At 61.2% G+C, this 24,409-nt stretch carries 13 protein-coding genes; 9 read left to right on the top strand and 4 right to left on the bottom strand.

What is annotated here, in order from left to right; translation table 11 throughout:
* Genes pglZ through ACSBP4_RS06815 form a run of 3 tightly spaced genes read left to right on the top strand, consistent with a single transcriptional unit; the run spans position 1 to position 6,465 of the window.
* The gene (gene pglZ / locus ACSBP4_RS06825) at positions 1 to 2,193 is read left to right on the top strand and encodes a BREX-5 system phosphatase PglZ (RefSeq protein WP_435551730.1); all 2,193 of its coding nucleotides are present in this window, start codon (positions 1 to 3) and stop codon (positions 2,191 to 2,193) included.
* A gap of 20 nt (positions 2,194 to 2,213) precedes the next feature.
* Positions 2,214 to 3,491 (top strand): hypothetical protein, encoded by a 1,278-nt coding sequence (locus tag ACSBP4_RS06820; protein WP_049967088.1) that lies wholly within the window; start codon positions 2,214 to 2,216, stop codon positions 3,489 to 3,491.
* 55 nt (positions 3,492 to 3,546) lie between these two features.
* On the top strand, positions 3,547 to 6,465 hold the full coding sequence (locus ACSBP4_RS06815; protein ID WP_435551729.1) for a helicase-related protein: 2,919 nt from the start codon (positions 3,547 to 3,549) through the stop codon (positions 6,463 to 6,465).
* A 344-nt stretch (positions 6,466 to 6,809) separates the two neighbouring features.
* Here the strand turns inward: ACSBP4_RS06815 and ACSBP4_RS06810 are convergent, their stop codons facing one another.
* Positions 6,810 to 7,133, bottom strand: a complete 324-nt coding sequence (locus ACSBP4_RS06810) for a hypothetical protein (RefSeq protein WP_435551728.1) — start codon at positions 7,131 to 7,133, stop codon at positions 6,810 to 6,812.
* A gap of 54 nt (positions 7,134 to 7,187) precedes the next feature.
* Here ACSBP4_RS06810 and ACSBP4_RS06805 point away from each other — a divergent pair, with 54 nt between their 5' ends.
* Positions 7,188 to 9,842 carry a PD-(D/E)XK nuclease family protein gene (locus ACSBP4_RS06805; protein ID WP_435551727.1) on the top strand — a complete coding sequence of 885 codons (2,655 nt, stop codon included), beginning with the start codon at positions 7,188 to 7,190 and terminating at the stop codon, positions 9,840 to 9,842.
* The gene (locus ACSBP4_RS06800) at positions 9,835 to 13,467 is read left to right on the top strand and encodes a UvrD-helicase domain-containing protein (RefSeq protein ID WP_435551726.1); all 3,633 of its coding nucleotides are present in this window, start codon (positions 9,835 to 9,837) and stop codon (positions 13,465 to 13,467) included. The genes ACSBP4_RS06805 and ACSBP4_RS06800 overlap by 8 nt, the downstream gene beginning before the upstream one ends.
* Before the next feature lie 222 nt (positions 13,468 to 13,689).
* Here the strand turns inward: ACSBP4_RS06800 and ACSBP4_RS06795 are convergent, their stop codons facing one another.
* Positions 13,690 to 14,325: an IS6 family transposase gene (locus ACSBP4_RS06795; protein ID WP_435551725.1), complete on the bottom strand. Its 636-nt coding sequence runs from the start codon at positions 14,323 to 14,325 to the stop codon at positions 13,690 to 13,692.
* A gap of 76 nt (positions 14,326 to 14,401) precedes the next feature.
* Here ACSBP4_RS06795 and ACSBP4_RS06790 point away from each other — a divergent pair, with 76 nt between their 5' ends.
* From ACSBP4_RS06790 to ACSBP4_RS06775, 4 genes are all read left to right on the top strand, one after another.
* Entirely contained in the window at positions 14,402 to 17,074 is a 2,673-nt protein-coding gene (locus ACSBP4_RS06790) for a PAS domain S-box protein (protein WP_435551724.1), read from the top strand.
* A gap of 217 nt (positions 17,075 to 17,291) precedes the next feature.
* Positions 17,292 to 18,464, top strand: a complete 1,173-nt coding sequence (locus ACSBP4_RS06785; RefSeq protein ID WP_435551723.1) for a PQQ-binding-like beta-propeller repeat protein — start codon at positions 17,292 to 17,294, stop codon at positions 18,462 to 18,464.
* Positions 18,457 to 19,746, top strand: coding sequence for a PQQ-binding-like beta-propeller repeat protein (locus ACSBP4_RS06780; RefSeq protein WP_435551722.1), 1,290 nt, complete (start codon positions 18,457 to 18,459; stop codon positions 19,744 to 19,746). Before ACSBP4_RS06785 ends, ACSBP4_RS06780 begins: the two co-directional genes overlap by 8 nt.
* A gap of 1,479 nt (positions 19,747 to 21,225) precedes the next feature.
* Positions 21,226 to 21,978 carry an IclR family transcriptional regulator gene (locus tag ACSBP4_RS06775; RefSeq protein WP_049967082.1) on the top strand — a complete coding sequence of 251 codons (753 nt, stop codon included), beginning with the start codon at positions 21,226 to 21,228 and terminating at the stop codon, positions 21,976 to 21,978.
* Between the two features lie 11 nt (positions 21,979 to 21,989).
* On the opposite strand, the gene ACSBP4_RS06770 is transcribed toward ACSBP4_RS06775, so the two are convergent.
* Positions 21,990 to 22,778: an enoyl-CoA hydratase/isomerase family protein gene (locus tag ACSBP4_RS06770; protein WP_049967081.1), complete on the bottom strand. Its 789-nt coding sequence runs from the start codon at positions 22,776 to 22,778 to the stop codon at positions 21,990 to 21,992.
* Between the two features lie 71 nt (positions 22,779 to 22,849).
* Entirely contained in the window at positions 22,850 to 24,406 is a 1,557-nt protein-coding gene (locus ACSBP4_RS06765) for an acyl CoA:acetate/3-ketoacid CoA transferase (RefSeq protein ID WP_435551721.1), read from the bottom strand.
* Positions 24,407 to 24,409: the final 3 nt, after the last annotated feature.

Genomic DNA, 24,409 nt, shown 5'->3' with positions numbered 1-24,409 from the left:
ATGCAAGCGAAACAGACTCTCCCTGACGCCGCGAAAGACACCATCCGAAGTGAGTTCGACCGGGCCGAGTCAGCAGACCCGATTGTCCTCTGGTGGGACGACGGAAACTACCTCGAGGACATCATCGAGCAGGCCTGTAACGAACTCGGCGTTCACCTAAAGGTCGCCGAGGAGACGCCACTGGAGCTCCGTGCCGATCCAGTCGACGGCGAACAGGTCTGGTACGTCCCACACGTCAAGGAGCCCGAAAACGCCGAGGGCGACTTCGACTGGTTCCGCGACATCGAGCACACGGGCGGCGAGGTAGAGATGAGCATCGAAGACCTCACCGTCCACGCGTTCGAGCGCGGGCAACTCGATGCGTGGGAACTGAAAACCGCGACGCAGGCAGACGACCCCGCAAAACGCCGCGAGATCGCGCGGATTCTCCACGACCAGCTCACCGGCGGGCAGCTCCCGACGCTCGAACAGCTTCGCACGCAGATCGTCACCGGCGGCTACACCGACCCGGTCGCGTTCGTGCTGGAGAACGGCTGGGGCGACATCGACGACAGCCCCGACACTATCGAGCAGATGCAGGACTTGCTGACCAGCGAGGGCGTCGATGCGGTCGCCAGTAAAGACGAACCCGTGGGAATCGTCACGGCGACGCGTCGATGGGCCGTCGCCGAGTGGCTGATCCACGCCGGCGCCGACGCCGAACGCTTCCCGAGGGAGTTCCGCGCCGAGACGGCCGGCGATCACGACCTCCCCGAACTCAAGTCGCTTCTAAACAACACCACCTCGGCCAGCCTCCTCGCCGACCGCTACCTCGGCGAGGCGATCTGGCCCGACATCCTCGCGGACGTCGACGACCCGTGGGAACTCGCGGACTGTATCGTCGACGCCGCGCTCGAACGTCGCCTCTGGGAGGAGTGGCACGCGTCCTTCGACGCCGGCGACTACGAGACGTGTCTCGAGCGCGCCGAGGAGCGGTACGACGCTCTGCTCGGGAGTGAGGACTTCCGCGGCACCTACCGGGGAGCCTACGGCCCGGACAGCCCATGGACGCGGACGTGGGAACAAGCCGCGGAGATCGCTCGGCTCGCTCACCAACTCGAGACGTGGGACGAGAGCGCCACTGACGACGTCGTCTCGCTGTACGCCGACCCGGACGACGGCACGTGGCAGATCGACAACGCGGTGCTCAATCTCGTCGTCGCGGGAGAGCCCGAGACCGACCTCCCCGACGATCATCCCGCGACCGCCGCGCTCGACGACCTCCGTACCCAGCTCCAGTCAGAATACGTCGAGTACCTCGAAGACCTCGGCGACCTCGTCACCGATACCGTCGAAGCTGGTGCTCCGTTCGTCGACGAAGATCACTCCTACCAGTTCTTCACGAAGGAATCAGACGGCCTCGAAAGCGGCCAGACTATTGCGCTGTTCGTCATCGACGCCCTTCGACTCGATCTCGCTCGCCGACTCGCGGACGAGTTGCGCGACTACGTGGCGACACTCCCGGCCGACGCCCCCGAGTTCGCCGTCGATGAAGACGTCTGGCTCGGAACGCTTCCCTCGGAGACCGAGTTCGGGAAGGCTGCGCTCACACCGGGCGAGATCCAGATGTTCGACGTCTCGCTGGTCGACGGCGAGTTACAGCCGCTTCGAAACAACCGTCGGGTGACGACCAACCGCCGCGAGTCGCTGTTGGGCGGCGACGGCTGGACGGTCACTCGCGAGGAGGACGACGGCTGGCAGTCGACGCGTGTTGCCTACTTCAAGAACGACATCGACGACATCGGCGAGAAGGAACTCAGCGACCTCGAGGCGATGCTGGCCCGACGCGTCGACTCGCTCGCGGAGTTCATCGGCACGAAACTCGAACAGGGCGAGTGGGATCAGGCCTACGTGCTGACCGATCACGGGTTCGTCCTGCTTCCGGACAACGCGTCGCCGGAGAAGATTTCGCGGCCGGCGGAAGCGTCCGACTCCGGGCGCCGATGGATCGCCGGGGAGGATGTAGACGAGGATTCGCCCGGCGTGCTACTCGACTCCAGTTCCCGACTGGGGTACCTCGACGCCAACGTCAGCGTCCTTGCGAGCCCACTCAAGCGGTTCAGAAAGCAGGGACTCGGTGACGCGCGGTTCTATCACGGCGGACTGCTCCCACAGGAGTTCGTGCTTGACTTCATTAGCATCACACAGGGCTAATCTCTCGAAACTTCTCATCTATGTCATCACAGGAAATAGAAGAAGCGACCACCGAAATCCGAAATCACATCGTTGATTTTCTGACGACGCTCGACAACCAGATGGACGAGCCGCGGCTTAGTGAGATCGTCGAAGCAGACGGCACACTTCAGAGTGAGAATCTTGGCCAAACACCCGAGCGGTGTGTCGAAGATGCTCTCATCTGGCCGATTCTGGAGACGCTCGGCTACGAATATACACCACGGCCGTACTATCCCGTCGGTGACAGCGATGAACAGCCGGATTTCCGCATCGACAATCTCTCTGAAACGGTTATCGGGGAGAACAAATCGGCCAACAACTTCGAAACCGCGCAGAATGACATCGAGGGTTACCTCGACTCACGCCGATACGAGTACGGACTCTCGACTGACGGATTCCGATGGGGAATGTACGCCGTCGAAACGGATGAACGCGGTCGAGCAGACCTCGTCACCGTCGTCGAAGAACAGAACATCGCACCAGCGGTACGACGGATTGCCCGCAATCAAGGATTAGTCAGCTACACCGAAGAACTGCAGGAAAACGGTACCGTCGAAGGAGTGTTGGGGGACTTCTACCAGACATTCAATCACTACGGTATCCGGCGAGCTATCGGGGGACTGACCGAGTTTTACGACCTCTACTTGGAGGTGACTACCGGCGGCGGTGAATACCAGCATCTGGATGCAGCCCTCGTTGACGCGATCGAGCAGCCGCCAGATGCCTCAAAGTCTGAGAAACTGGCCTTCGCAACACTACTCGTTGACCGACTCGCCTTTGTGAAACTGCTGGCAGATCGTGGTATCCTCGACCGCGTCGCGCTCCACGCTCAGTGGAGCGAACATAATCAGGGTCTCAATCGGTTCCGGGGCAGCTTCTACTCTCAATACCTCCAGCCGTTGTTCTACGATGCGCTTTCGACCCCAAAACAGCAGCGCGATGCCGAACTTCCAGAGATGTTCAGCGACGTACCGTACCTCGGCGGAGGATTGTTCGAGTCGATACTCCCGTCCGAGCGTGCCTTCGACGTTCCAGATTCGGTAATGAAGCCAGTCCTCACGCAATTCATCGAGAACGAAGAACGGACGTTGGTCAACGAAGCCGCCGCGGGTTCCATTCTGGAGACGTACACCGAGGAGTTTGAAAGTCGGGAACTGGCTGGACAGATACCGCAGTACTACGCCGACATCGTAGATGCCTACGGTGCAGAAATTGAGTATGTTGAGTCAGAGATCGAACGTACCCTGCGGTCGTTCGCCGCTACGGAGGCTCGATAATGCGCGGACTGGCAATCTTGAAGACGGCGTGCGGTCTTGACACAGACATCACTCGATGACGAACTCTACCCAGTTCTCTCCGGGGCAGCGGGTAATCCTCAACGGAGCACCGGCTGAAGTCATCAAAACCCAAACGGTCGGAGAGATCGAGTACCTGAGAGCATACATCGACGGCGAGGGCGCCAAGACGATCTGTCTCGAAGACGTCGAGATTCAACCGCATCGATCCGGGATCGAGGAGCTGTCCAACCAGCGAATCGATGATCTTCATCCCGATCACGATGCAGTCTCGGCACAGTGGTTCGACCTCCACACGCAGGCGACGAAACTCAAGCTCGCCCACGAGCAGGGACAGCTCCTGAGCATCTCGAACTCGCTCGTTCGACTGGAGCCCTACCAGCTCGACGCCGTCAACTGGGTGATGCAGAAGCTTCGCCAGCGGGCACTCATCGGGGACGACGTCGGGCTCGGGAAAACGATAGAGGCCGGACTCATCCTGAAGGAACTCGCCGCCCGGAATCGCGCCGACCGCGTCCTGTTCGTCGTTCCCGCTCATCTCCAAAAGAAGTGGATTCGGGATATGGATCGCTTCTTCGACGTCGATCTCACCGTCGCAGACCGGGCGTGGGTCGAAGGTGAGCGCCGACGGCTCGGCGAGGAGGCCAACATCTGGAACCAAGACCAGCAACAGCTCGTCACCAGCATGGCGTTCCTGCGACAGGACGAGTTCCGGCCCGCACTCCGGGACGCGTTCTGGGACGTCGTCGTGGTCGACGAGGCACACAAGACGGCAAAGCGGGGTGACTCGCCGAGCAAGACGGCAAACATGGTCGATACCGTCACGGGGAACTCCGACTCGCTGCTGCTTCTCAGCGCGACTCCTCACGACGGGAAGGGCGAGGCGTTCCGCTCACTCGTCGAGTATATCGACCCGTTCCTCGTCGCCGAGAACCGGGAACTCTCACAAGAGACAGTCGACCGCGTAATGATCCGCCGTGGGAAGACCGACATCTACGACGAGGATGGTGAACGCGTCTTCCCAGACCGAGAGGTCAACTCGGTATCGGTCTCGATGACGCACGACGAGCGGCAGTTCTACCGCGCGGTCACTGACTACGTCAAAAACGTCTACAACCGCTCGGAGAAGCTGAACGAACCCGCGGTCGGGTTCGCGATGGCCCTCATGCAGAAACGGCTCGTAAGCAGCGTCGGCGCGATTCACGCGACGCTCCGTCGACGACTGGACGACCTCCTCGGCGAGGAGGCGGAAACTGATGGCCTTTCCGAGGAAGCGCGAGCCTACCTCGACGGCGAGGATTTGGACGAAGACGACAAGCAACACGCGGAAGACGAGATTGCCGGCTTGACCGTCACCAGCACCGACGAACAGCTCCAAGAGGAGATCGATACGCTCCGTGACCTCGTCTCGCTGGCTGAGGATTTGCCGGTCGACTCTAAGGCCCAGAAGGTCAGACGGTTCATCTCCCAACTCTTCGAGGAACAACCGGACGAGAAACTCCTGTTGTTCACGGAGTACCGCGATACGCTCGACTACCTCCTCGAGTTCGTACAGGACGAGCCGTGGGCCGACGAGATTCTCGTGATTCACGGCGACGTGGACAAGGAAGAACGGGCGCGGATCGAAGACGAGTTCAACCACGGCCAGTCGCGGCTCCTGTTCGCGACCGACGCAGCGAGCGAGGGGATCGACCTCCAGCACAGCTGCCACATCATGGCCAACTACGAGCTTCCGTGGAACCCGAACCGACTCGAGCAACGGATTGGGCGCATCCACCGCTACGGACAGGAGGAGGAGGTCAAGGTCTGGAACTTCCTCTTCGACGATACCCGCGAGAGCGAGATCTTCGAGATGCTCCAAACCAAGGTCGAGGAGATCCGCTCCCAGCTCGGAAACACGGCGGACGTGCTCGGCATCCTCGACGACATCGACGTGGACTCACTCATCATGGAATCCATCGAGAACGACGAACCGCCGAGTGCGACCAAAGAGGAACTCGAGGAGATGATCGAAGAGCGTCAGCGGACGCTCGAGGAATGGTACGAGCGGAGCCTCGTCGATACGAGTACGTTCGACGCGGAGAGTCGTCGGCAGATTCAGGAGGTCGTCGACGAGTCAGAGGATGTCTACGGGAGCGAGGGCGACATTCGCGAGTTCTTCGAGCGAGCAGTCGAAGCCTTCGGAGGCGAATTCGAGAAGCGCGGTACCAATCTCTATCAGGCCGAGTTGCCGGACGGGATCAATTCGCCCGGCCAAGATTCGACGTTTGGCCCGTTCACGTTCGACCGCGACTTCGCGATGGATCACGAGGACATCACCTACCTCGCCCCTGACACGGACGTCCTGCAACGGCTCATGGCACGCGTGTTGGAAGACGAGCGCGGTGAGGTCGGACTCAAACTGCTTCCGTTCGTCGATACGCCGGGTATCACCTACAACTATCGCGTGGCGTTTGAAGACGGCACCGGCGACGTGATTCGCGAGGAGACCATCCCCGTCTTCGTGGATGCTGCACAAGAGGACGCTCAGCAGGCGCTCGGTGAACGCGTTGTCGAGGGCGACTCCATAGCAGCAAAGCCCGATGTCGACGACCTTCGGACGGTACTCGACACGCAAGCCGACTTACGGATGGCTGCCGATCACTATGTGAGCGTGCGGGTCAACGAGATCAAGACCCATCTTCAAGAGAAGCGCCACGAGGAAACCGCTCGGGAGCTGGAGAACCTCGAGGAATACGCACAGGCGGAACGAGAACGGATCGAGTCCTTCATCGAGGAGTACGAGCGCAAGGCCGACGCTGGCTCGGATATGGCCATCGCGATCCGTGGCCAACAGGAACGTCTCGAACAACTCGAAGAGCGAATCGAGACACGTCGCCGTGAATTAGAACGTCGAGATCAGGTCATCTCACTGGCGCCCGAGGTTGAGAACTACTGTTTGACTCTCTCATTATGAGTATGTATGGAGCTTTAGCTAGTGCCGATTCAAACGTGAATGGATAGATTCCTGCAGTACAGCGCCTCCAATTTAATTCTGACAGTTCAGGCTTGACACGCCAATAGAGCCACTTCGGTACTCCATTTACTGACGGAACTGTCTCGCCAAGAGTGAAGTAAGATGGACCTCTTGTTAAGTAGTATTCGATGAATAATACGCTTCTAATTGGTTCCCAACATTCACATTTAGAACAAGCTGCTTTTGAACGGGTGGACCAGATGGCTGATGACCTTTTTGGTTCAATCCTATATATAACGCGAAACGACACTCGCCGGAGTATGATTGAGGACAGCTGGGCCGCGTCACACGAACCTCTCCATCTTCGTGCCGAGACGCTTGACGCGGTCGTTCGGGAGTGGTACGAGCATCTCCACGGCCCGGTCCAACCCCTCACCGGGCAGTTGAATCGCCGGCTCGCGGAGTACGCACTCGACAGAACGACAGCCGAGACAGATGGCGCTCTTGCCGGTGAACCAGCCTCTGCCGCCCTCGCTGATTCGTTCAGTAGTCGTTTCTCGCTCTTCGACGACGCCGGCGTCGGGACCCCCGACGCATTGGCAGCGGAGTTCGAGGGCTCCGCTCTCGATGACCGTATCGCGACAGCCACTGTCGACGCGTACCGACACTACCGAAATCTCCACGCTGACTACGTCGACGAGTGGGTCTGTACCCGGGGAGAAATGTTCGACGCCGTGGCGACGGCGGAGCAGTCACTATCGGCGCTCTCCCCGGAACTGGATGTCGTCGTCCTCTCCGGGTATCACGAGTTCCGCCCCGTCGAACGCCGCCTCATCGAACGCCTCATCGACGAACTTCCGATGATCGCACTGCTGCCGCTCCACCAAGATGGCCGGAGCGGAGTCGACGCCGTTGCGGAGGACGCCTTGGAGGTCTACGAAGCACTTGACTTTGAGACAGTAGAACTCGATCCCGTCGACGAGTCAGGGCGGGCCTTCGGAACGATCACCGAGTCGCTCTACCGCCCGGACCCGGACACAGTCCCTGCTCCAGACATTCTGCGATGGCGTGAACTCCCGACGCCCGAGCGCGAGATTCGCTTCGTCGCTCGTGAGCTCCGAACTGAGTTAGCCGATGGTCGCGATCCTGACGACCTGGCCGTCGTCGTCCCCGGGACCGAGGCCTATTCGGGGTACGTCGAGGACACGTTCGATACGTTCGACATCCCGCACGTCACGACCGCCGCCTCACAGCTGAACCGGACGTTCACCGGGAGCGTTGTACACGACCTCCTAAACCTCGCCGAACCGGATCCGCGGGCAGAGGACCTCACGTCCCTGTTAGCAAATCCATTAGTCAACGTCGTCGACACCGACGAAGCCAACGCCGTCACGGCAGCTGCTCGCCGGCGTGACACGGTTTCTGTGTCTCCCCTGCTCGATGACGTCGACGACGACCCGGCGACGCTGATCGAGGAGCTGCTGGCCACGCTAGAGACGCTCCGAACGGAGGACATCGAGGGCGCAACCGAGACGCTCCGACGACTTTTGGACGACCGGTTCGACCTGGAAGCGGCGACCGAGAACTACGCCAGCGGCGCAGAGCAAGCCGTCGAACAGCAGGCCTATGATCTCGTGGACGAGGTCCTCTCTTCGTTTGAGTCGCTGGCGACGGTCAATAGCGACCTTTCCCCGTTGGCACTGTTCACCCGGGCATTCGATGGTGTGCCCATCCGTGTTCCACAGCGCGCTGCTGGCGGCTACGTCGAAGTGATGGGGTTGCTCGACGCCCGGATGCGCTCGTTCGAGAAGGTGTTTCTCGTGGGACTGACGAGCGAGCACTTCCCGGTGACGCCGGAACGCCCGGCCTTCTTCGAGGAGATGACCGACGCCCACCCTCGGTTCGACACCGGCGACGAGCGCCTCCGTGGCCGCTATCTCTTCGCGACGCTCCTCGCGAACGTCGATGAACTCACGATCACCACACCAGAGACGGGCGACGACGAGTCCGCCGTCGTCCGGTCGCCGGTCCTCGACGAACTCCAGCGCGTGACCGGCATCGACCCCGAAGACGGCGTCGACGACCGCGTAGGCTCCCGCGAAGACCTCCAGCGCCACGTCGCTGCAACGGCCGACCGGCGTGCGGCAGTCAGCCGCGCCGGCGACCGAGGTGACCTCTCCCCCGAGCAGACCAAGCGCATGGATCGGGGACTCTACTGTGCGGACAACAGGGGAACGGCTGGCCTCTCCGAACACGACGGCGTGTTAGAACCCGAGACCGTCGCTGAGGTCTATCCTCCGTCGGAACGAGAACCCTACAGCGCGAGTCGGATCGAGCGATACGTCGAGTGTGGGTTCAAGTTCTACGCCGAGAAAGTGCTCGGACTCGAGGATCCCGACGATGTTGAGGTCGTCCCTACGCCCCTCGAAACTGGGTCGTACGTTCACGACGTTCTCGAACGATTTTTCGCGGATCTGCAGGACGAGACCGAGGATGGTGTCGATCTCACGGACTTTAACCGGGACGACCTGGCGACGCACCTTCGCGAGATCGCCGTTGAGGAACTCCGGGATGCTGACTTCGAGTACGACGGGCTGTTCTACGAGCGGTGGAAGGCGGAGCTGTTCGCAGGTCTCGGTGACGGTGAGAGCGCACCGTACGAGGCCGGGATCAAACCCCACGACGCACCGGAACAGGGATTGTTCGCCACCTTCCTTAACAACGAAATCTCGCGTGACGGCGCCGGCCACCCACATCTGTTCGAGGCTCCGTTCGGCGAGGGGCTGCCCGACTCGGATGGTGGTCCGTTCACGGTGGAGCGACCGGATGGTACGACCGTCTCGATTCGTGGATACATCGACCGCGTCGACGTGAGCCGAGACGGCGAGCAACCGACGCTCACGCTCTACGACTACAAGACGGGTCGAGCACCGTATATGACGAAGACGACCGGCGGCACGAAGTTCCAGCTACCCATTTATCTGCTTGCTGCGGCCAACGTCGTCGACGGTGATCTGTTCGAGCAGGGATCGCTTTCAGCGACGTACTATCAGGTGCGACCCCCCAACGACCTCAAGGTTCCACGCGGGGTCGAGTCGAAGTTCGATTCAGAGGTCGAACTCCGCCGATTCCTGAACGATGTCGTTCCGGAGTGGTTGGGCCAGATCGACGAGGCGATCGGAAACGGTCGGTTCCACACGACGCTGCTGTCCGCCCGCGGAGCGAACTGCCGATTCTGTGACTACCGTCGGGCGTGCGATGTCCGGCATCACCGCAAGCGCGAATTTGTCGACGAGGTTCACCATGACGACGCAGCGTACGTTCCGCTCCGTGTTCGCGATGACGAGGACATCGAGGCGGTGATGAGCGATGACTGAGGTGCCCGAGGAGATTCAGCTCACAGAGGAACAGGAGGACGCGCTCGTCCAAGGCCGGAACGTCGCGATCACTGCCGGCGCTGGGACGGGGAAAACGACAACTCTCACCGAGCGGTACGTGACGATACTGGCCGAGAACCCGTCACTCACGCCGGAGAACATTGTCACGATCACCTTCACGCGAAAGGCCGCTGCCGAACTGACCGAGCGCGTTCGGGAGGAGGTGTACGACCGGCTCGAGGCTGTCGACTCACCAAAGGCCTATCACCGCTGGCGAAACGTCCTCGACGACCTGGAGGATGGCTACGTCCACACCATTCACGCGTTCTGTACGCGGCTCTTGCGAGAACGGGCCGTCGAGGCTCCGGTCCCGCTCGGCTTCGACGTGCTCGATGAAGACGGTGCCGCGACACTCCAACGCGAAGTCGTGACGGAGTTCCTCGAACGCAACCAGGACGATGACGACGTGGAGCTCCTTGCCCAACTCTGGAGTCGCGACCAGTTGATCGATGTACTCGCTGGATTACTCAATGAACGCCCACAGAGCGAGTCCGTCCTCGAGGCGTGGCGTGACGCCGAGGTCGACGACTACGTCGATATCTGTTGGGAGGTAGTTTGTGATCTCGACGTTGCCGACGCTCGACAGACGCTGTTTGCGGACGGACTCCTTGAGCATCTACGCACGGTCGCGGGCCGCCTCGACCGTGAGGGCGCTATCGGCGACGAGGACGGCCTTCGGGCCTACCGGACCTTCACCGAGATTGCGACGACACTCCCTGCCGACCCGGAGGAAAGCGATCCCCGCAACTGTCAGCGGGCCATCCTCGACCTCTACGAGGCCTGTGAGAAGAAGAACGGCGGCCTGTACAGCAGTTCGGGGTACGTCGTCGGTGACCGGGACGAGTGGGATGAGTACGGCGACGTCTACGACGACCTGAAGGACGCCATCGACGCGGTCATCGCGGCCGTCGAACCGCACGCGGATGCAGTCGAGACGACACCCGGTGAGCTCGAAGCAAACAGTGCCCATTACGCGCTGGCTCTGATGCGGGTCTTCGATGACGTCCTCGCCGCTTACGCCGACGAGAAGGAGCGCCGCGATACGCTCGACTTTCCCGACGTGATCGAGACAACCCTCGAGTTCTTGCGAGCGAACGATGCCGTCACGGAGCGGCTACGAGAGCAGTTTGCGGCCATGATGGTCGACGAGTTCCAGGACACGGACCCGCGCCAGTGGGAGCTAGTCAAGCTTCTCACGGGCGTTGACGAGCAGACGGCGTCGAACGTCTTCTTGGTTGGCGACGAGAAACAGAGTATCTACGGCTTCCGTGGGGCCGACGTGACGACGTTCGGGGCGGCGAGGACAGAACTCCAGACCGTCAACGAGACCCGCGGGGTCGACAACGTCCCCGACAGCGATGCCGAGAGTCCGACCGCGCTCGAACTCTCCGGGAATTTCCGGACGCTGGACGAGCCGCTGTCGTTCCTGAACGAGCTCTTCGAGTATCTGTTCCAACCGGAGGGGGACACCCACGAGCCCTACGAAGCGCCACCACAGGCGCTGACCACACAGCGCGACCGAGTCGAAGACATCGAGGGACTCACCGGTAGCGTCGAGTATCTCGCTGTGCCCGACGACGCCGACACGGCGGCGGAACTCTTCGGCGGTGACCATCCGGTTGCTGAAGGTGCGCTCGACCACACCATCGAGGCCGAAGCGCAAGCGCTCGCTGCTCGACTGACCCACCTGTTCGACGATCCACCGACAGTCCAAGATCCCGACACGGGTGTTCATCGCGACGCTACGCCGGACGACACGGCGATCCTCCTTCGCCGGCGAACTCATCTGGATCGGTATCAGCGCGCCCTCGAGGAGTACGACATTCCCTACACTGTTGTCGGTGGTGTCGGGTTCTACGATACGCCAGAGGTCCAAGCGCTCACGAACCTGCTTCGGGTACTCGGTGACCCACAGGACGACGTCTCCCTCTACGGGGTGCTTCGGTCACCGCTGTTCGGGTTCACCGATAATCGACTTGCACCGGCGATCGCAGAGGCCGATTCAGTGTGGGATGCGCTCGCCGAGACGGACGACCCGCAACTGGCGGACGCCTTCGACCTCCTGTCGAGGTGGCGGACCCTCAGCGGCTGCGCGACCCCGTCCGAGGATGGTGTGCTCCCGTGGAACCGACTGCTATCGCACGTGATTGACGATACTGGCTATTTAGCGAGCGTAAGCGCTGACGAACGCGGTCGGCAGGCCGTCGCGAACGTCGAGAAATTTCGTGACCAGGTCCGGAAATTGAGCGAGAACGGTGTTCACACCTCTGCCGGATTGCTCCACCGTATCGACCGACAGGCCGAAATCGACCCTCGTGAGGGTGAGGCCGATATTCCGGGAGACGCCGAGGGCGTCCGGATTATGACGATCCATTCTGCGAAGGGACTCGAGTTTCCGATCGTCACCGTCCCCGATCTCGGGAGTGACCTCAACTTCGGTCGCTCCGTCGACGACCATGGCTACGTTCGACTTGTGGACGGAACTGATGACGCGTCGCCGGTGCCGGCGGTCGGCGGGCCGAATCCGTGCGATGCGTTCTCCATCGAGAAGACGGCCGTCCACGAGTACGCCGACCGACGGTCGCGTCCTCAGGAGCGTGCGGAGTCGAAACGCCTCCTCTACGTAGCATGTACACGAACGCGCGATCACCTCCTTCTCTGCGGCACGCACGACATCGATGTCGACGAGTCCGGTACAATCGAACTTGGCGAGCCTGCAGCCTTCGACGACGCAGACCGGTGGCGCGACTGGTTACAGCCAGCCCTCCTCGACGGAACACTTGTCGCCGAGGCAGTTCGTGACGGACAGACCCGTGGTGAGATAGAAGGAGCCAGCTATACTGTTCGCAGGCCGCCGCGCCCAGTAGACTGGCACACCGACGACGACGCCGTTGATTCAGCGCCGGAGATATCGATCCCCTCACCGCCGTCGCTCGCGCCGGCGAAACGAATTGCGGCCACGACGCTCGTGAATGCGGTGGCAGATGCGTCTACAGAGGGTCACAGTTACTCTCAACGCGAGGAGTCGGTGGGTCTGAGTCCAACGACGTTCGGGACGGTTGTCCACCGAATCAACGAACTCCGTCCACCGAGAGACGAGTGGCCCGCCTTGATCCGACGTTTGAGTCGGATGTCCGGTGAGGAACCGACAGAAACTGACCTCGACGAAGCTATTGATCACGCTGCTGATGCGGTTGAATTTGTGGACCATATTGAGGCCGATGTCCAGCCCCAAGCGGTCTACGACGAGTATTCTGTTGTCGCCCGAATTGATGAGTCGCGGATTATTGGCGATATAGACCGGCTGCTCGTTACGCCGGATGCCTTCTACATTATCGACTACAAGACTAATGATCTCTCGTCAACCACATCGGAAGAGATAGCTGAGCACTATCGACCCCAGATGCTCGCGTACGCCCTTGCACTCTTGCAACACGACGAGAGCCGTGACGTACGGGCTTCGCTTCGGTTTACTGACACCAGCATCGAAGAGCGATTCAGTTGGGGGTCGGAACAGATAGCGGATCTCGAAACAGAACTCCAGGCGATGATGGAACTGGTGTGATAGCCCGGTAGGTATTCGCCACCAGTACCCTGCGAAATCTCTCATCTGGATCGGGGTTCCTCAATCAGTCCATCTTCAAGTTCACCCACATACTTATCCTGAATTCCCTGGCTTCACAAGCAGATTGTGAGCTTCCAGTCGACTTACTTTTTGACACGCCAGGAGATCACATATACCGACAGAACGCGATCGATATCCCCACTGAAGTGATCTTGGTCGTGTTTAGTTTGTAGCATTGTGCCAGACTGCGAAGGCTTGGTGCCAGGATTCAGCTGTTGACAGTTTTGCGTGACTGAAACAGTTTGAGAACGTAGAGGTACGACGCTTTATATCGTGAAAGACACGTTCAGCAGCGTTCCGATTTCCATGTTTTTCGTATCGAAATCGGAGCCCAGATCGACGGAGTGCAGTCTGGAGATGTTTTGCTCCATCGACGAGAAACACGGCATTCTCGACGTCGTGTTTCTCGATCAGTTCCTGTAAAAATAGCTCTGTAAGAGCGGTCGTAGTTGTCGAAAACAGCCGTATATGGAGCAGCTCGTTCGATTTGGGAGCGACAGCAGCATACAGCCAGTACTGTTGATTATCGATCCGAATCACCGTCTCGTCGAGCGCAACGTGATTCGGTGACGCATCAGTGGCGGACTGTAGATCACACTTGTGTATCCAATCGTGAACGGCCTTTCGCGATCGCTGGACACCGAACTTATCCAATTCTCGAACGGTATTCGAAAGCGATAATTCGGACAGATGGAGCCGAATACCCAACTCCATCAGTTGACGCGGTGTCCGCTCACGCTCCACAAAATCCAAATCAATCCAGCTGCTACACCCGCTGAGGCGTGCGATTTCTGCCATGAACCAGCTGGAAATCAGCACGCCTCACTTTTCACGCTTAACTAAACACGGCCGATAAATTGGGCTTCAGATTTATATGTCCTCACCCGATAATTGTTTGAGCATGGTTGCCCCTCGCCGAGAGAATACTACTTCTCCAGGAAATACAAGCGGCAAAAATACGATTTCTGTCCTTCTCGTTGACGATCACGTTACCGTTGCCGAGATGGCTTCCCAGTTCCTCGAGGCGAACGATGAGCGATTCGATGTTGCGACGGAACCCAGTGCCAGTGAGGGGCTTGAGCGACTTTCCCAAGCGGAGTTCGATTGTGTCGTCAGTGAGTACCAGATGCCAGACATGGATGGTCTAGCATTTCTGCAGGCTGTACGAGACGAGTATCCGGAGGTGCCGTTCATTCTGTTCACCGGGAATTCGGACATCGCGGGTGACGCTATCTCAGCCGGTGTCACTGATTACCTCCAAAAGAAGCCCGGTTCTGACCAGTTCTCCGTCCTAGCCAACCGCATCGAAAACGCGGTCCACCGAACCAGAGCGGGACACCGCCTCGAGGAAAGTCAGCGACGCTTCCGAACGCTGCTCGACAACGTTCCGGGGATGGCCTATCGATGTCGAAACGAACGTGGCTGGCCGATGCTCTTCGTCAGCGATGACTGTGCCGATCTCACGGGATATGAGCGGGCAGCCCTCCTCGACGGCGACCGTCGTTACGGTCGAGACGTAATGCATTCAGACGACCGCGACCGAGTCTGGGACACTGTCCAGGACGCTTTGGAGGCCCAAGAGCCGTTCCGCGTCGAATATCGCATTCGCACTGCCGACGGCACGGAGAAGCGAGTCTGGGAGCAGGGGCAGGGCGTGTTCGAAGACGGCGAGGTCGTCGCTATCGAGGGGTTTGTCACGGATATAACGGAGCGATCGGAGTCCCAGGAACGACTCGAGTATCAGTCTTCTCTGTTGGAAGCCCAGATGGAGACCACGATCGACGGACTACTCGTCGTCAACGAGGACCGGACTGTTGCCGCCTACAACGACAAGTTCGTCGATATGTGGGAGATACCCGAAGAGTTGATCGAGACGGAATCGGACGAGGCGCTGTTGGACTGGATCGTCGAACACAAGCTTGCGGAGCCGGAAGCGTTCATGGAGTTAGTCGACGATCTCTACGAACGCCCCGAGGAAACGAGTCGCGACGAGGTCCGGCTTAGGGACGGCCGAGTCTTCGACCGCTATTCAGCTCCGGTCATTGGTGACGAGGGAACCCACTACGGCCGGTTGTGGGTGTTCCGTGATATCACCGAGCGCAAAGAGCGCGAGCGGGAACTCGAACAACAGGAATTTCTCTTCAGTCGGGTCCAAGCAATCGCTGACATCGGCATCTGGGAGTACGATACACGAACGAACGATCTCACATGGTCCGACGGTGTCCGCCGCATTCACGGGGTGGCTGATGACTACGAGCCGGCCTTAGCGGACGGACTCGACTTTTATCACCCTGATGACCGCGATGAGATTGCCGCTGCAGTTACCCGCGCGATCGAGGAGGGAGAGCAGTACGACCTCGAATTGCGTATCGTCCGCCCCGACGGCACAGTCCGGGACGTCCGTACACAGGGAGAAGTTAGCACGGACGAGAACGGGGAGACGGAACTCGTTCGTGGCGTCTTTCAGGACATCACTGACCGAAAGCGACGTGAAGAGGAACTCGAAGAGGAACGGGAAAAATACGCGACGCTGGTCGAACAGAGCCACGACGGCATCGCGATATTCCAGAACCGGAAGTCCGTCTTCGTCAACTCCCGGCTGTCGGATATCACCGGCTACGAAACGGACGAACTCCGGGGGATGCCGGTCACTGAGCTAATCGCGCCGGAGGACCGCCAACTCGTCCGGGAGCGGTACGAACGACGACTCGATCCCACTGTCGACCCGCCGCCGTCGCGATATACTCTGACCTTTGAGACCAAGGATGGACGCAAGCGAGTCGCTGAAGCAAGTTTCGCCGACATCCAGTATGAGGGTGCGCCGGCAGATCTCGTGTCGATCCGAGACGTAACCGAGCGACAGCAGTACGAAGACGAGTTGGAACGCCTCAATGAGGAACTGGAGGTGCTAAACCGAGTCGTTCGCCACGACATCCGCAACGACATGGCGGTCATGCTCGGATGGGGCGAACTGCTCGAAGACCACATCGACGACGCGGGGAAAGAACACCTCGAGAACATTCTCACGAGCGGCGAACATATCGTCGAGCTCACGGAGATCGCCCGTGACTACGTCGAGACGCTGACGAGTGACGGGGAGGTAGACGTCAAGCCGACGCGATTAGAGCAAGTACTAACGAACGAAATCGCCCTTCGTCGAGATGCACACCCGGACGCGGAGATCAGCGTCGACGAACCGATTCCGAATGTCACCGTTCGGGCGAACGAGATGCTCTCCTCGGTGTTTCGGAACCTCTTGAACAACGCCGTCCAGCACAACGACAAGGACACGCCGATAGTCGAGATTACTGCCGAAGAACGAGAAGACGACGTGTACGTAGCGGTCGCCGATAACGGACCGGGTGTTCCTGAGACCCAGCGCGAGCGGATATTCGGAAAAGACGAGATGGGTCTCGAAAGTAGTGGTACGGGCATCGGGCTCTATCTGGTGCAGACGCTCGTCGATCAGTACGGCGGTACTGTCCAGGTCGAGGACAACGAACCGGAAGGAGCCGTCTTCAGCGTCACACTTCCGAAAGCGGACTGAGGTCGGTGGCACTTCCCTCTCGTCGGCACTGCTCCCATCCGAGGGTTCACTGCTCACACTGGCTCAACGAGACAGTACTCTTCTGCCGAGAGTTCGGCCAGCACGGGAGTCCACGCCGAATCCAACCGCAAGGCGGCGGGCCGCTCACGGCCCCAGCCGACAGAATTTGTCGCTCAAACATCAAGATTGATACCATTGCCGTCGCAACGATCAACAAATGCCCTCCATGACACGCCGTGCGGCCCTCGGCGCGGTCACCGGTTTCGCCGGCAGCGTTGCCGGTTGTGCTGGTCTCCTCGAGGAGGAATCGTTTCCCATCCAACGGTCGTGGCAGACGGGGGTCCGTGCGCCGTCGTCCGTCGCCATGACTGCTGGCGGGCAGCTCTTGACTGGCTCGCATAGCCCGTTCCGTGATCGGCCGATCGTCGCGGGGCTGGACGATCAGACCGGTGAGATCTCCTGGGACGTGACGATCGCGAAGGGCGAGAAGTCGCCCCTAGGTGTCGGTGATGGACGGGCCTACGCGATCTCGAAAGCCGAAACGATGGTCGCCGTCGACGCAGCCACGGGTGAGTCCGTCTGGCAACGCCCGCTCGAGCCGATCGACGCGGCCGACCCTGGGGTCGTCGAGTTCGCCCCACTCCCACTCGGTGATCGCATCGTGGTCCCGATTTCGGGCACCGAGGATGACGTGCCCGACCGACTGGTCGGTGTCGACCGGGCGGACGCTGAGACGCTGTTCACCCATCCCCTGCCCGCATCGCTGTCAGGGGCTCCTGGCGTGACATCCGGTGGCGTGGTTGCACCCCTGGTCAACGGTCGTGTGCGTCTCCTCGACCGGGCTGGCGAAGCCGAATGGACGCGGGATATTGGCACTCCGCTGTCGGCCGTCGGGGCTACTGACGGGACCGCATACCTCGGTGCCGCTACCGAGGAACTGCTTGCGCTGGAAATCGCGACCGGCACAGTCACCTGGCGTGGTTCGCTGGCCAACACCGTGTTCACGCGGCCGTTGGTGACCGACGATCGGGTGTACGTCGGCGGCGCGGACTACACGCTCCGGGCGTTCGACGCGGCCTCGAGCCAGCAAGTGTGGCGTGATGACCTCGGGAACGCCGTGACTCACGGACCGATGCAGGTTGGGGACCGGCTGGTGACGCTAGTCGGTGGGACACACCGCATCCGTGGATCGAGCGGCACCGTCCCCTTTAGCCCGACTGTACTCTATGTTCACGAGCAAGATGGCACACGGGTCCGGGAAGTCAGACTCGACGACAAGTCGCTCGAGGCCGGCAGCGTCGAGTGGGCACAGACGGCCGGTGAGACGGTCTATTTGGGACAAACGTTCGGTCTGACACGGGTCGCACCGGAGGCGATCACCGATGCGTGATACCGACAGCGCTGCCGACACGTACGATCCGCCGGGGAACGCGACCGACCGACAGGACAGTCGGCACTGGTCGCGCCGCCGGGCGCTCGCCTCGCTCGCGTCGGCGGGCACGGTCGCGCTGGCAGGATGTAGCTGGCGGTCGGCGTTTTCTAGCGTCCAACCCCGCTGGAAGCGTGACTTCTCGGCCGCAACGGCGGCAAGCCCACCGGCCGCGACCGGCGACCACGTCGTCGTCGGTGGACAGGACAAACGCCTGCACGGGTTTACTGCCGACGGGGAACGGATCCTCACCGTCGAAACCGGTGGGCCCATCGACGCGCGACCGGCTGTTCCATCGTCGGGCGGCCCGGTCCACGTCCACAGTACCGACGGCGACCTCTACACGGTCGGGCTGGCGGGGGAGCGACTGTGGCACGTGGAGGGACAGGCCCGGTACGGGTGGCTCGGTCGACACGGCTCGCTGCTGGTCGGCACCGATCCGGTCGACGGTGTGGTTACCGGCTACGATGCGAGCGACGGTACGCATCGTTTCCAGCGGCCCGGCCAAGCGTATCAGCTTCCCACACTCAGTGATTCCACCTGTCTCTTCCCCGTCACCGACTCGGATGAGAAGACGAAGTTGGTTGCGTTCGCTCCGGCGACCGGTGAGATACTGTGGGAGTCCCCACCTCGTACTGGCTACCCCGACGTCGTGGCTGCCGGCAACCGGATCGTGACGGTCTACGATTCTACCGTACGGATGCACCGGGCCCGCGATGGACACGTCCTGTGGCGGACTCCGGTTGACGGCGACGTGACTAGCCACTTTGGGCCGCCAGTCTGGCTTGGCGAACACGTCTACGTGCGTGTCCGCCGTGATGATCGCTCGGACGAACTGGTTGCCATCGAGCGTGATGGTGGGACCATCCGGTGGCGTCGGGCCGTCGGGTACGAACTCGAGGCAGTGACGACGACCTCACGGGATGTGTTCGTTGCAAGTTCGGTCGATAACCCCGACGGCGGCATTCTAATCCGGCTGGACGCATTCTCCCTCGATGGGACCCGGCAGTGGCAGACGACAACTGACATCGCGATCGGCGGGACGGTCGAGGCATTCGGCCGTGCCGGTGAGAGCCTCTTTGCCGCCAGCGAGAACCAACTCGCCGCCTACGACTCTGCGACCGGGGAACGCTGGTGGCACTACGAGCCGGAATCCTCTCGGATCGGTGTGACGACGGCCGATGGGGCGTTGTACGTTTCGTACCGCGACGGCGGTGGCGTGGCGCGGCTTCCGACGAACTGATCTGAACCGACTGGGGACCTGCTCGTTCGATGTCGTATCGAACTCCGTTCTAGCACCGTGGTGAGCGTTGTCCCTGCAACTCCGATACCGGTGGCTTGTCACAGGGGGGACACCCGTGGCAGTACCGTCGCCCACCGATCCATTGACATCCTTCCCGCCCTGAAGGGCGGGGCTTTCTCCTCGATTCCCCGTAACCGCTCGTGACCTGCAAGGCGGGGTCAGCTCCGCCCGTGGAGGCCGCTGTCTCGAGATGAGGTGGGAATCTCACTCCGGGCTTCCTGCTTGGTTGCCAGCGGGGGACTCTTGTGGTGTCGGCGACGGCCGGTCCCGCTCGCCGCGTTCTGCCGGTCACGGTTCGCCTGTTGGCAGTTGTCCGCGGCCAAAATACTTTGAGAACGAGTATATTACTCGTTCTATATTACAGATGATGGGTTCGATAGCACACCGATTTCCACGATCTGCGTATCGAAGCCGAAGCCCCGTATCGGTAGTGTACAGTCTGGAGACAAATTGCACCCTGGCGAGAAACACGGCATCATCGAACTCGTGATCCGCCGTACGTTCGTGAAGAAATCGCCCCGTCGGCGCGGTCGTAATCGTCGAACACAGCCGGTACTGACGGATATCGTTTGTTTCCGGATCGATAGCAGCGTCCAGCCGATAGCGATACCCATCGAGTTGCAGCATCGTCCCCTCGAGCGTGCGTACTCCGAATTCCCCTCCGCTGTTGATCACACGTGTGGGCCCAGCCATGGGCTGCCTTGCGACTCCGTTTGACACCAAACTATATAATTCTCGAGTAGTGTTCGAAAGCGAGAGGTTGGCAGACTGAAACCAAATCCCGAGTTCCAGCAACTGACGCGGTGTCGGCTCTCGAGCGACACTACGCGACTCGACCCGATCTCTCAACCCATTGAGTCGGTCGGTTTTCACCTTGGCTAAAAATCGCCGATGTAGTGTGGGGTCGGCTTGTCGACTGGCGTTGTTCGTGACTGTAGAGTGATATATGTCCGCGACTCTAGTGGATTTCTCAATGACCAACTCACCGTCAACTCCATCTTTATCTTACAATCATACGATCGTAAAGGTCGAGTGGATCGACCGCTCGAGCATCGTCGCGTGGTCGTTTCGGAGCAGTCACACGACCGTCGGTGCGCGGATTTAGTTTCGGGAGAGCAGAATGGGGCGATTTCGACAACGAGATGCGCTCAGCGAGCGGTATATGGAAAATTAATCGCCGATATCCGGCTTGCCGCATTTCGTCACACCCGAAACTGACTGCAGCGCCCGGACGGCGATCACACAGCGACGGCATCACCCTCCGAGTACTGCTGGGTCGGTATCCGACAGAAACCGACGGCTCGAGTCTATAGCGGCCGCGGTCGGTTCGGAATTCCGGTCACGATCGCCCGGTATGACTCGAAACACCATTCAACAGAGCCGAAACATTTCTATGAGCGCAGTGGAATGATGTGGGTGATGACGGGCACAGCAAACCGATCGGTCGAACGGGCGTTCAGGATCGTCGACGAACTCGCGGAAAACGGTGGCGGGCGGGTATCGGAACTCGCGGATCGTCTCGAGATGCCCGTCAGTACCGTCCATAACTATCTCCAGGCGCTCGTCGAGACGGGCTACGTCACGGTCGAGGACAAGGAGTATTCGACGACGACCCGGTTTCTCGAGGTCGGTCACCGACAGCGCCATCGCTTGGAGGTGTTTCAGGCCGTCAGCGACGAACTTCAGGACATCGCAGCCGAGACCGGCGAACACGTGACGCTGCTGGTCGAGGAAAACGACCAGTGTGTGATCGTCGCGGTCCAGGAAGGTCCCGACGCCGTGAATCTGTTCGCGTATCCCGGTGCGCGCATGCCGTTGCACGCGGCAGCCCCCGGGAAAGCGATTCTGGCACACATGCCCGAGGACCGCGTTCAGGGGATCATCGACCGGCAGGGCCTCGTGGAGATGACGAACCGGACCATCACCGACCCCAACGCCCTCTTCGAGCAGCTCGCGGAGATCCGCGAGCAGGGGTACGCCATCGACGAGGGCGAACGCATCGCCGGCATGGTCTGTATTTCCGCGCCGGTGCTGGACAAAAGCGACGAAATCCGTGGGGCGATCTGTGTCTGTGGCCCGCAGAGTCGAATCGACGAGAAACGCCGCGAGGAGATCGCCGACATCGTCAAGCGATCGGCGAACGTGACACAGGTCAACCTAGATTACGTCTAACCCGGTCCCCACTAGCGGCCGACGAACTCGGGCTCGCCGTCGTCGAAGAAGGCATCGAGACCGCGCTCGTAGTCCTCCGTTCGGGTCGCGTCTGCGATGCCGTCAGTCTCCGCCGCGAGCTGTTGCTCGAGCGAGCGCTCGTAGCTGTCGGTCAGCAGTCGGGTCGTCGTCCCGAACGCCGCGGTCGGCCCTGCTGCAAGCTCGGCGGCGAGTTCGGCCAGCCGGTCGTCGAACTCGTCGCTGGGGACGACCTCGTTTGCCAGTCCCAGCTCGCGGGCCTCCGCAGGGCTGATGGGGTCGTCTTTCAGGACGAGTTCCTTGGCAGCTCGCAGCCCGACGAGCCGCGGCAGGAAAAACGTCGCGCCGCCGTCGCCGGTCAGGCCGATCCCGGGATACGCGAATTTGAGCGTCGCGTCCTCGCCGAGGACGAGCAGGTCCGGGAACAGCGTCAGGCTAAAGCCGATCCCGGCGGCGATGCCGTTGACGCCGCCGACGACTGGTGTCTTCGTCCGGTGAAACTGGACGATCGCTTCGTGGGCCCGTCCAGCCAGCTCCCGAATGTGGGCCGCGTCGGACTCGTCACCGGAGAGCGCGCCGAGGTCCGCGCCGGAGCCGAAGAAATCGCCCGCATGCGTGAGGACGATACACCGCGTGTCGGGGTCCTCACCAAGGGTCGTCGCCGCCGATACCAGTTCGTTGGCCATCTCGAGTGTGAGCGCGTTTCGCCCGGCAGTACTCTCGAGGGTCACCGTTGCGACGCCGTCGTCGTGATCGATCGAGAGGTTGTCGTATGCAACCATCGGATCGGTATTTGACGTAACCTCGCTTAACGGTTCCTGCTTTGTCGGTTCGAGAACGGGCTCGGCCCCGCCTAGATCGCGTCGGTCAGGTCGAGCGGCTCGTCGGCAAACAGTGCCGGGTTCATCTCCGCGAGATCGTCGGCCACGAGCGGCTCGAAGCCCAGTTGGTCGATCACGTCGGCTTCGAGGTCGATCCCGGGTGCGACCTCCGTGAGTTCGAGGCCCTCGGGGGAGAGCTCGAAGACCGCGCGCTCGGTCACGTAGACGATCGGCTGGTCGATTTCGACGGCGTACTCGCCGCTGAACGTGATCTGCTCGACCGAGTCGACGAACTTCGAACTCGAGCCGTCGCTCTCGATCGAGAGTTCACCGTCGCCGGCCTCGATCTCGAGGCCGTCGGTCGTCAGCGTGCCACAGAAGACGACCTTCTCGGCGTTTTGCGTGATGTTGATGAAGCCGCCACAGCCGGGTAGCTGCGAGCCGAACCGGCTGACGTTGATGTTGCCCATCGCGTCGACCTGTGCCATCCCCAGAAAGCCCATGTCGAGGCCACCGCCGTCGTAGAAGTCGAACTGCTGGGTCGAGGAGACCAGCGCCTCGTGGTTGACGGCGGTCCCGAAGCTGATGCCGCCGGAGGCAGCCCCGCCGACCGGTCCCGATTCGACGGTCTGGGTGATCTCGTCTGCGATGTCGCCTTCGGCCGCGACCACCGGGACGAGTTCCGGGACGCCCACGCCGAGGTTGATGACCGAATCCGGCTCGAGTTCCATCGCCGCCCGGCGGGCGATGATCGTCCGCTCGTCGAGCGGGAGCGGCTCGCTGTCGTCGTCGGTCGGCTGCTTGATCTCGCCGCTGTAGGCGGGGTTGTAGTCTTCCGCGTACGTCTGCTGGTGGTGACTCGGCGGGGCTTCGACGACGGAATCGACCAGCACGCCGGGGACGGCCACGTCGCGGGCGGTGAGCGTGCCCGACTCCGTGACGCGCTCGACCTGGGCGATCACGGTGCCGCCGGAGTTGTGGGCGGCCTGGGCCATCGCCAGCACGTTCGAGTCGAGGGCTTCCCGCTCCATGGTGATGTTACCGTTCTCGTCGGCCGTCGTCCCTCGGACGATCGCCACGTCGATCGGCACCGAGTGATAGAAGAGATACTCCTCGCCGTCGACGGTCATGACCTCGACGATATCCTCGTCGGTGATGTCGTTGGCCTTCGCACCGTCCTGGCGCGGATCGACGAACGTTCCCAGCCCGACGTGGCTGATCGTGCCGGGCTTGCCCGCGGCGGTATCGCGAAGCAGGTGATCCATCACGCCGAAGGGGAGGTTGTAGGCCTCGATCTCGTTGTTGACGACCTTCTCCATCAGGTCGGGCGTAAAGCCCCAGTGGCTCGCGATCGTGCGCTCGAGCATCCCCTCTTGGACCAGATGCGAGAGCCCACGCCCCTGCCGGTCGCCTTCCGCGGCGGGATGATAGAGGGTGAGATCGCGTGGATGGCTCGTTTCGGCGTATCGCTCGCCGAGTGCCTCGAGAACGTATTCGGGAATCCCGACGGCGACGAAGCCGCCGACGCCGACCGTATCGCCGTCGTCGATACGTTCGACTGCCGCCTCTCTGGACTGTCGAATCGTCATACC

Origin of the sequence: Natrinema sp. CGMCC1.2065, from assembly GCF_051225675.1 — an archaeon.
GTDB lineage: Archaea > Halobacteriota > Halobacteria > Halobacteriales > Natrialbaceae > Natrinema > Natrinema thermotolerans.
This window is presented reverse-complemented; position numbering and strand designations above follow the sequence as displayed.

Coding starts and splice junctions, on each gene's coding strand:
- pglZ (WP_435551730.1), top strand. CDS start 1: ATGCAAGCGAAACAGACTCTCCCTGACGCCGCGAAAGACACCATCCGA.
- ACSBP4_RS06820 (WP_049967088.1), top strand. CDS start 2,214: ATGTCATCACAGGAAATAGAAGAAGCGACCACCGAAATCCGAAATCAC.
- ACSBP4_RS06815 (WP_435551729.1), top strand. CDS start 3,547: ATGACGAACTCTACCCAGTTCTCTCCGGGGCAGCGGGTAATCCTCAAC.
- ACSBP4_RS06805 (WP_435551727.1), top strand. CDS start 7,188: ATGTTCGACGCCGTGGCGACGGCGGAGCAGTCACTATCGGCGCTCTCC.
- ACSBP4_RS06800 (WP_435551726.1), top strand. CDS start 9,835: ATGACTGAGGTGCCCGAGGAGATTCAGCTCACAGAGGAACAGGAGGAC.
- ACSBP4_RS06795 (WP_435551725.1), bottom strand. CDS start 14,325: ATGGCAGAAATCGCACGCCTCAGCGGGTGTAGCAGCTGGATTGATTTG.
- ACSBP4_RS06790 (WP_435551724.1), top strand. CDS start 14,402: ATGTCCTCACCCGATAATTGTTTGAGCATGGTTGCCCCTCGCCGAGAG.
- ACSBP4_RS06785 (WP_435551723.1), top strand. CDS start 17,292: ATGCCCTCCATGACACGCCGTGCGGCCCTCGGCGCGGTCACCGGTTTC.
- ACSBP4_RS06780 (WP_435551722.1), top strand. CDS start 18,457: ATGCGTGATACCGACAGCGCTGCCGACACGTACGATCCGCCGGGGAAC.
- ACSBP4_RS06775 (WP_049967082.1), top strand. CDS start 21,226: ATGACGGGCACAGCAAACCGATCGGTCGAACGGGCGTTCAGGATCGTC.
- ACSBP4_RS06770 (WP_049967081.1), bottom strand. CDS start 22,778: ATGGTTGCATACGACAACCTCTCGATCGATCACGACGACGGCGTCGCA.
- ACSBP4_RS06765 (WP_435551721.1), bottom strand. CDS start 24,406: ATGACGATTCGACAGTCCAGAGAGGCGGCAGTCGAACGTATCGACGAC.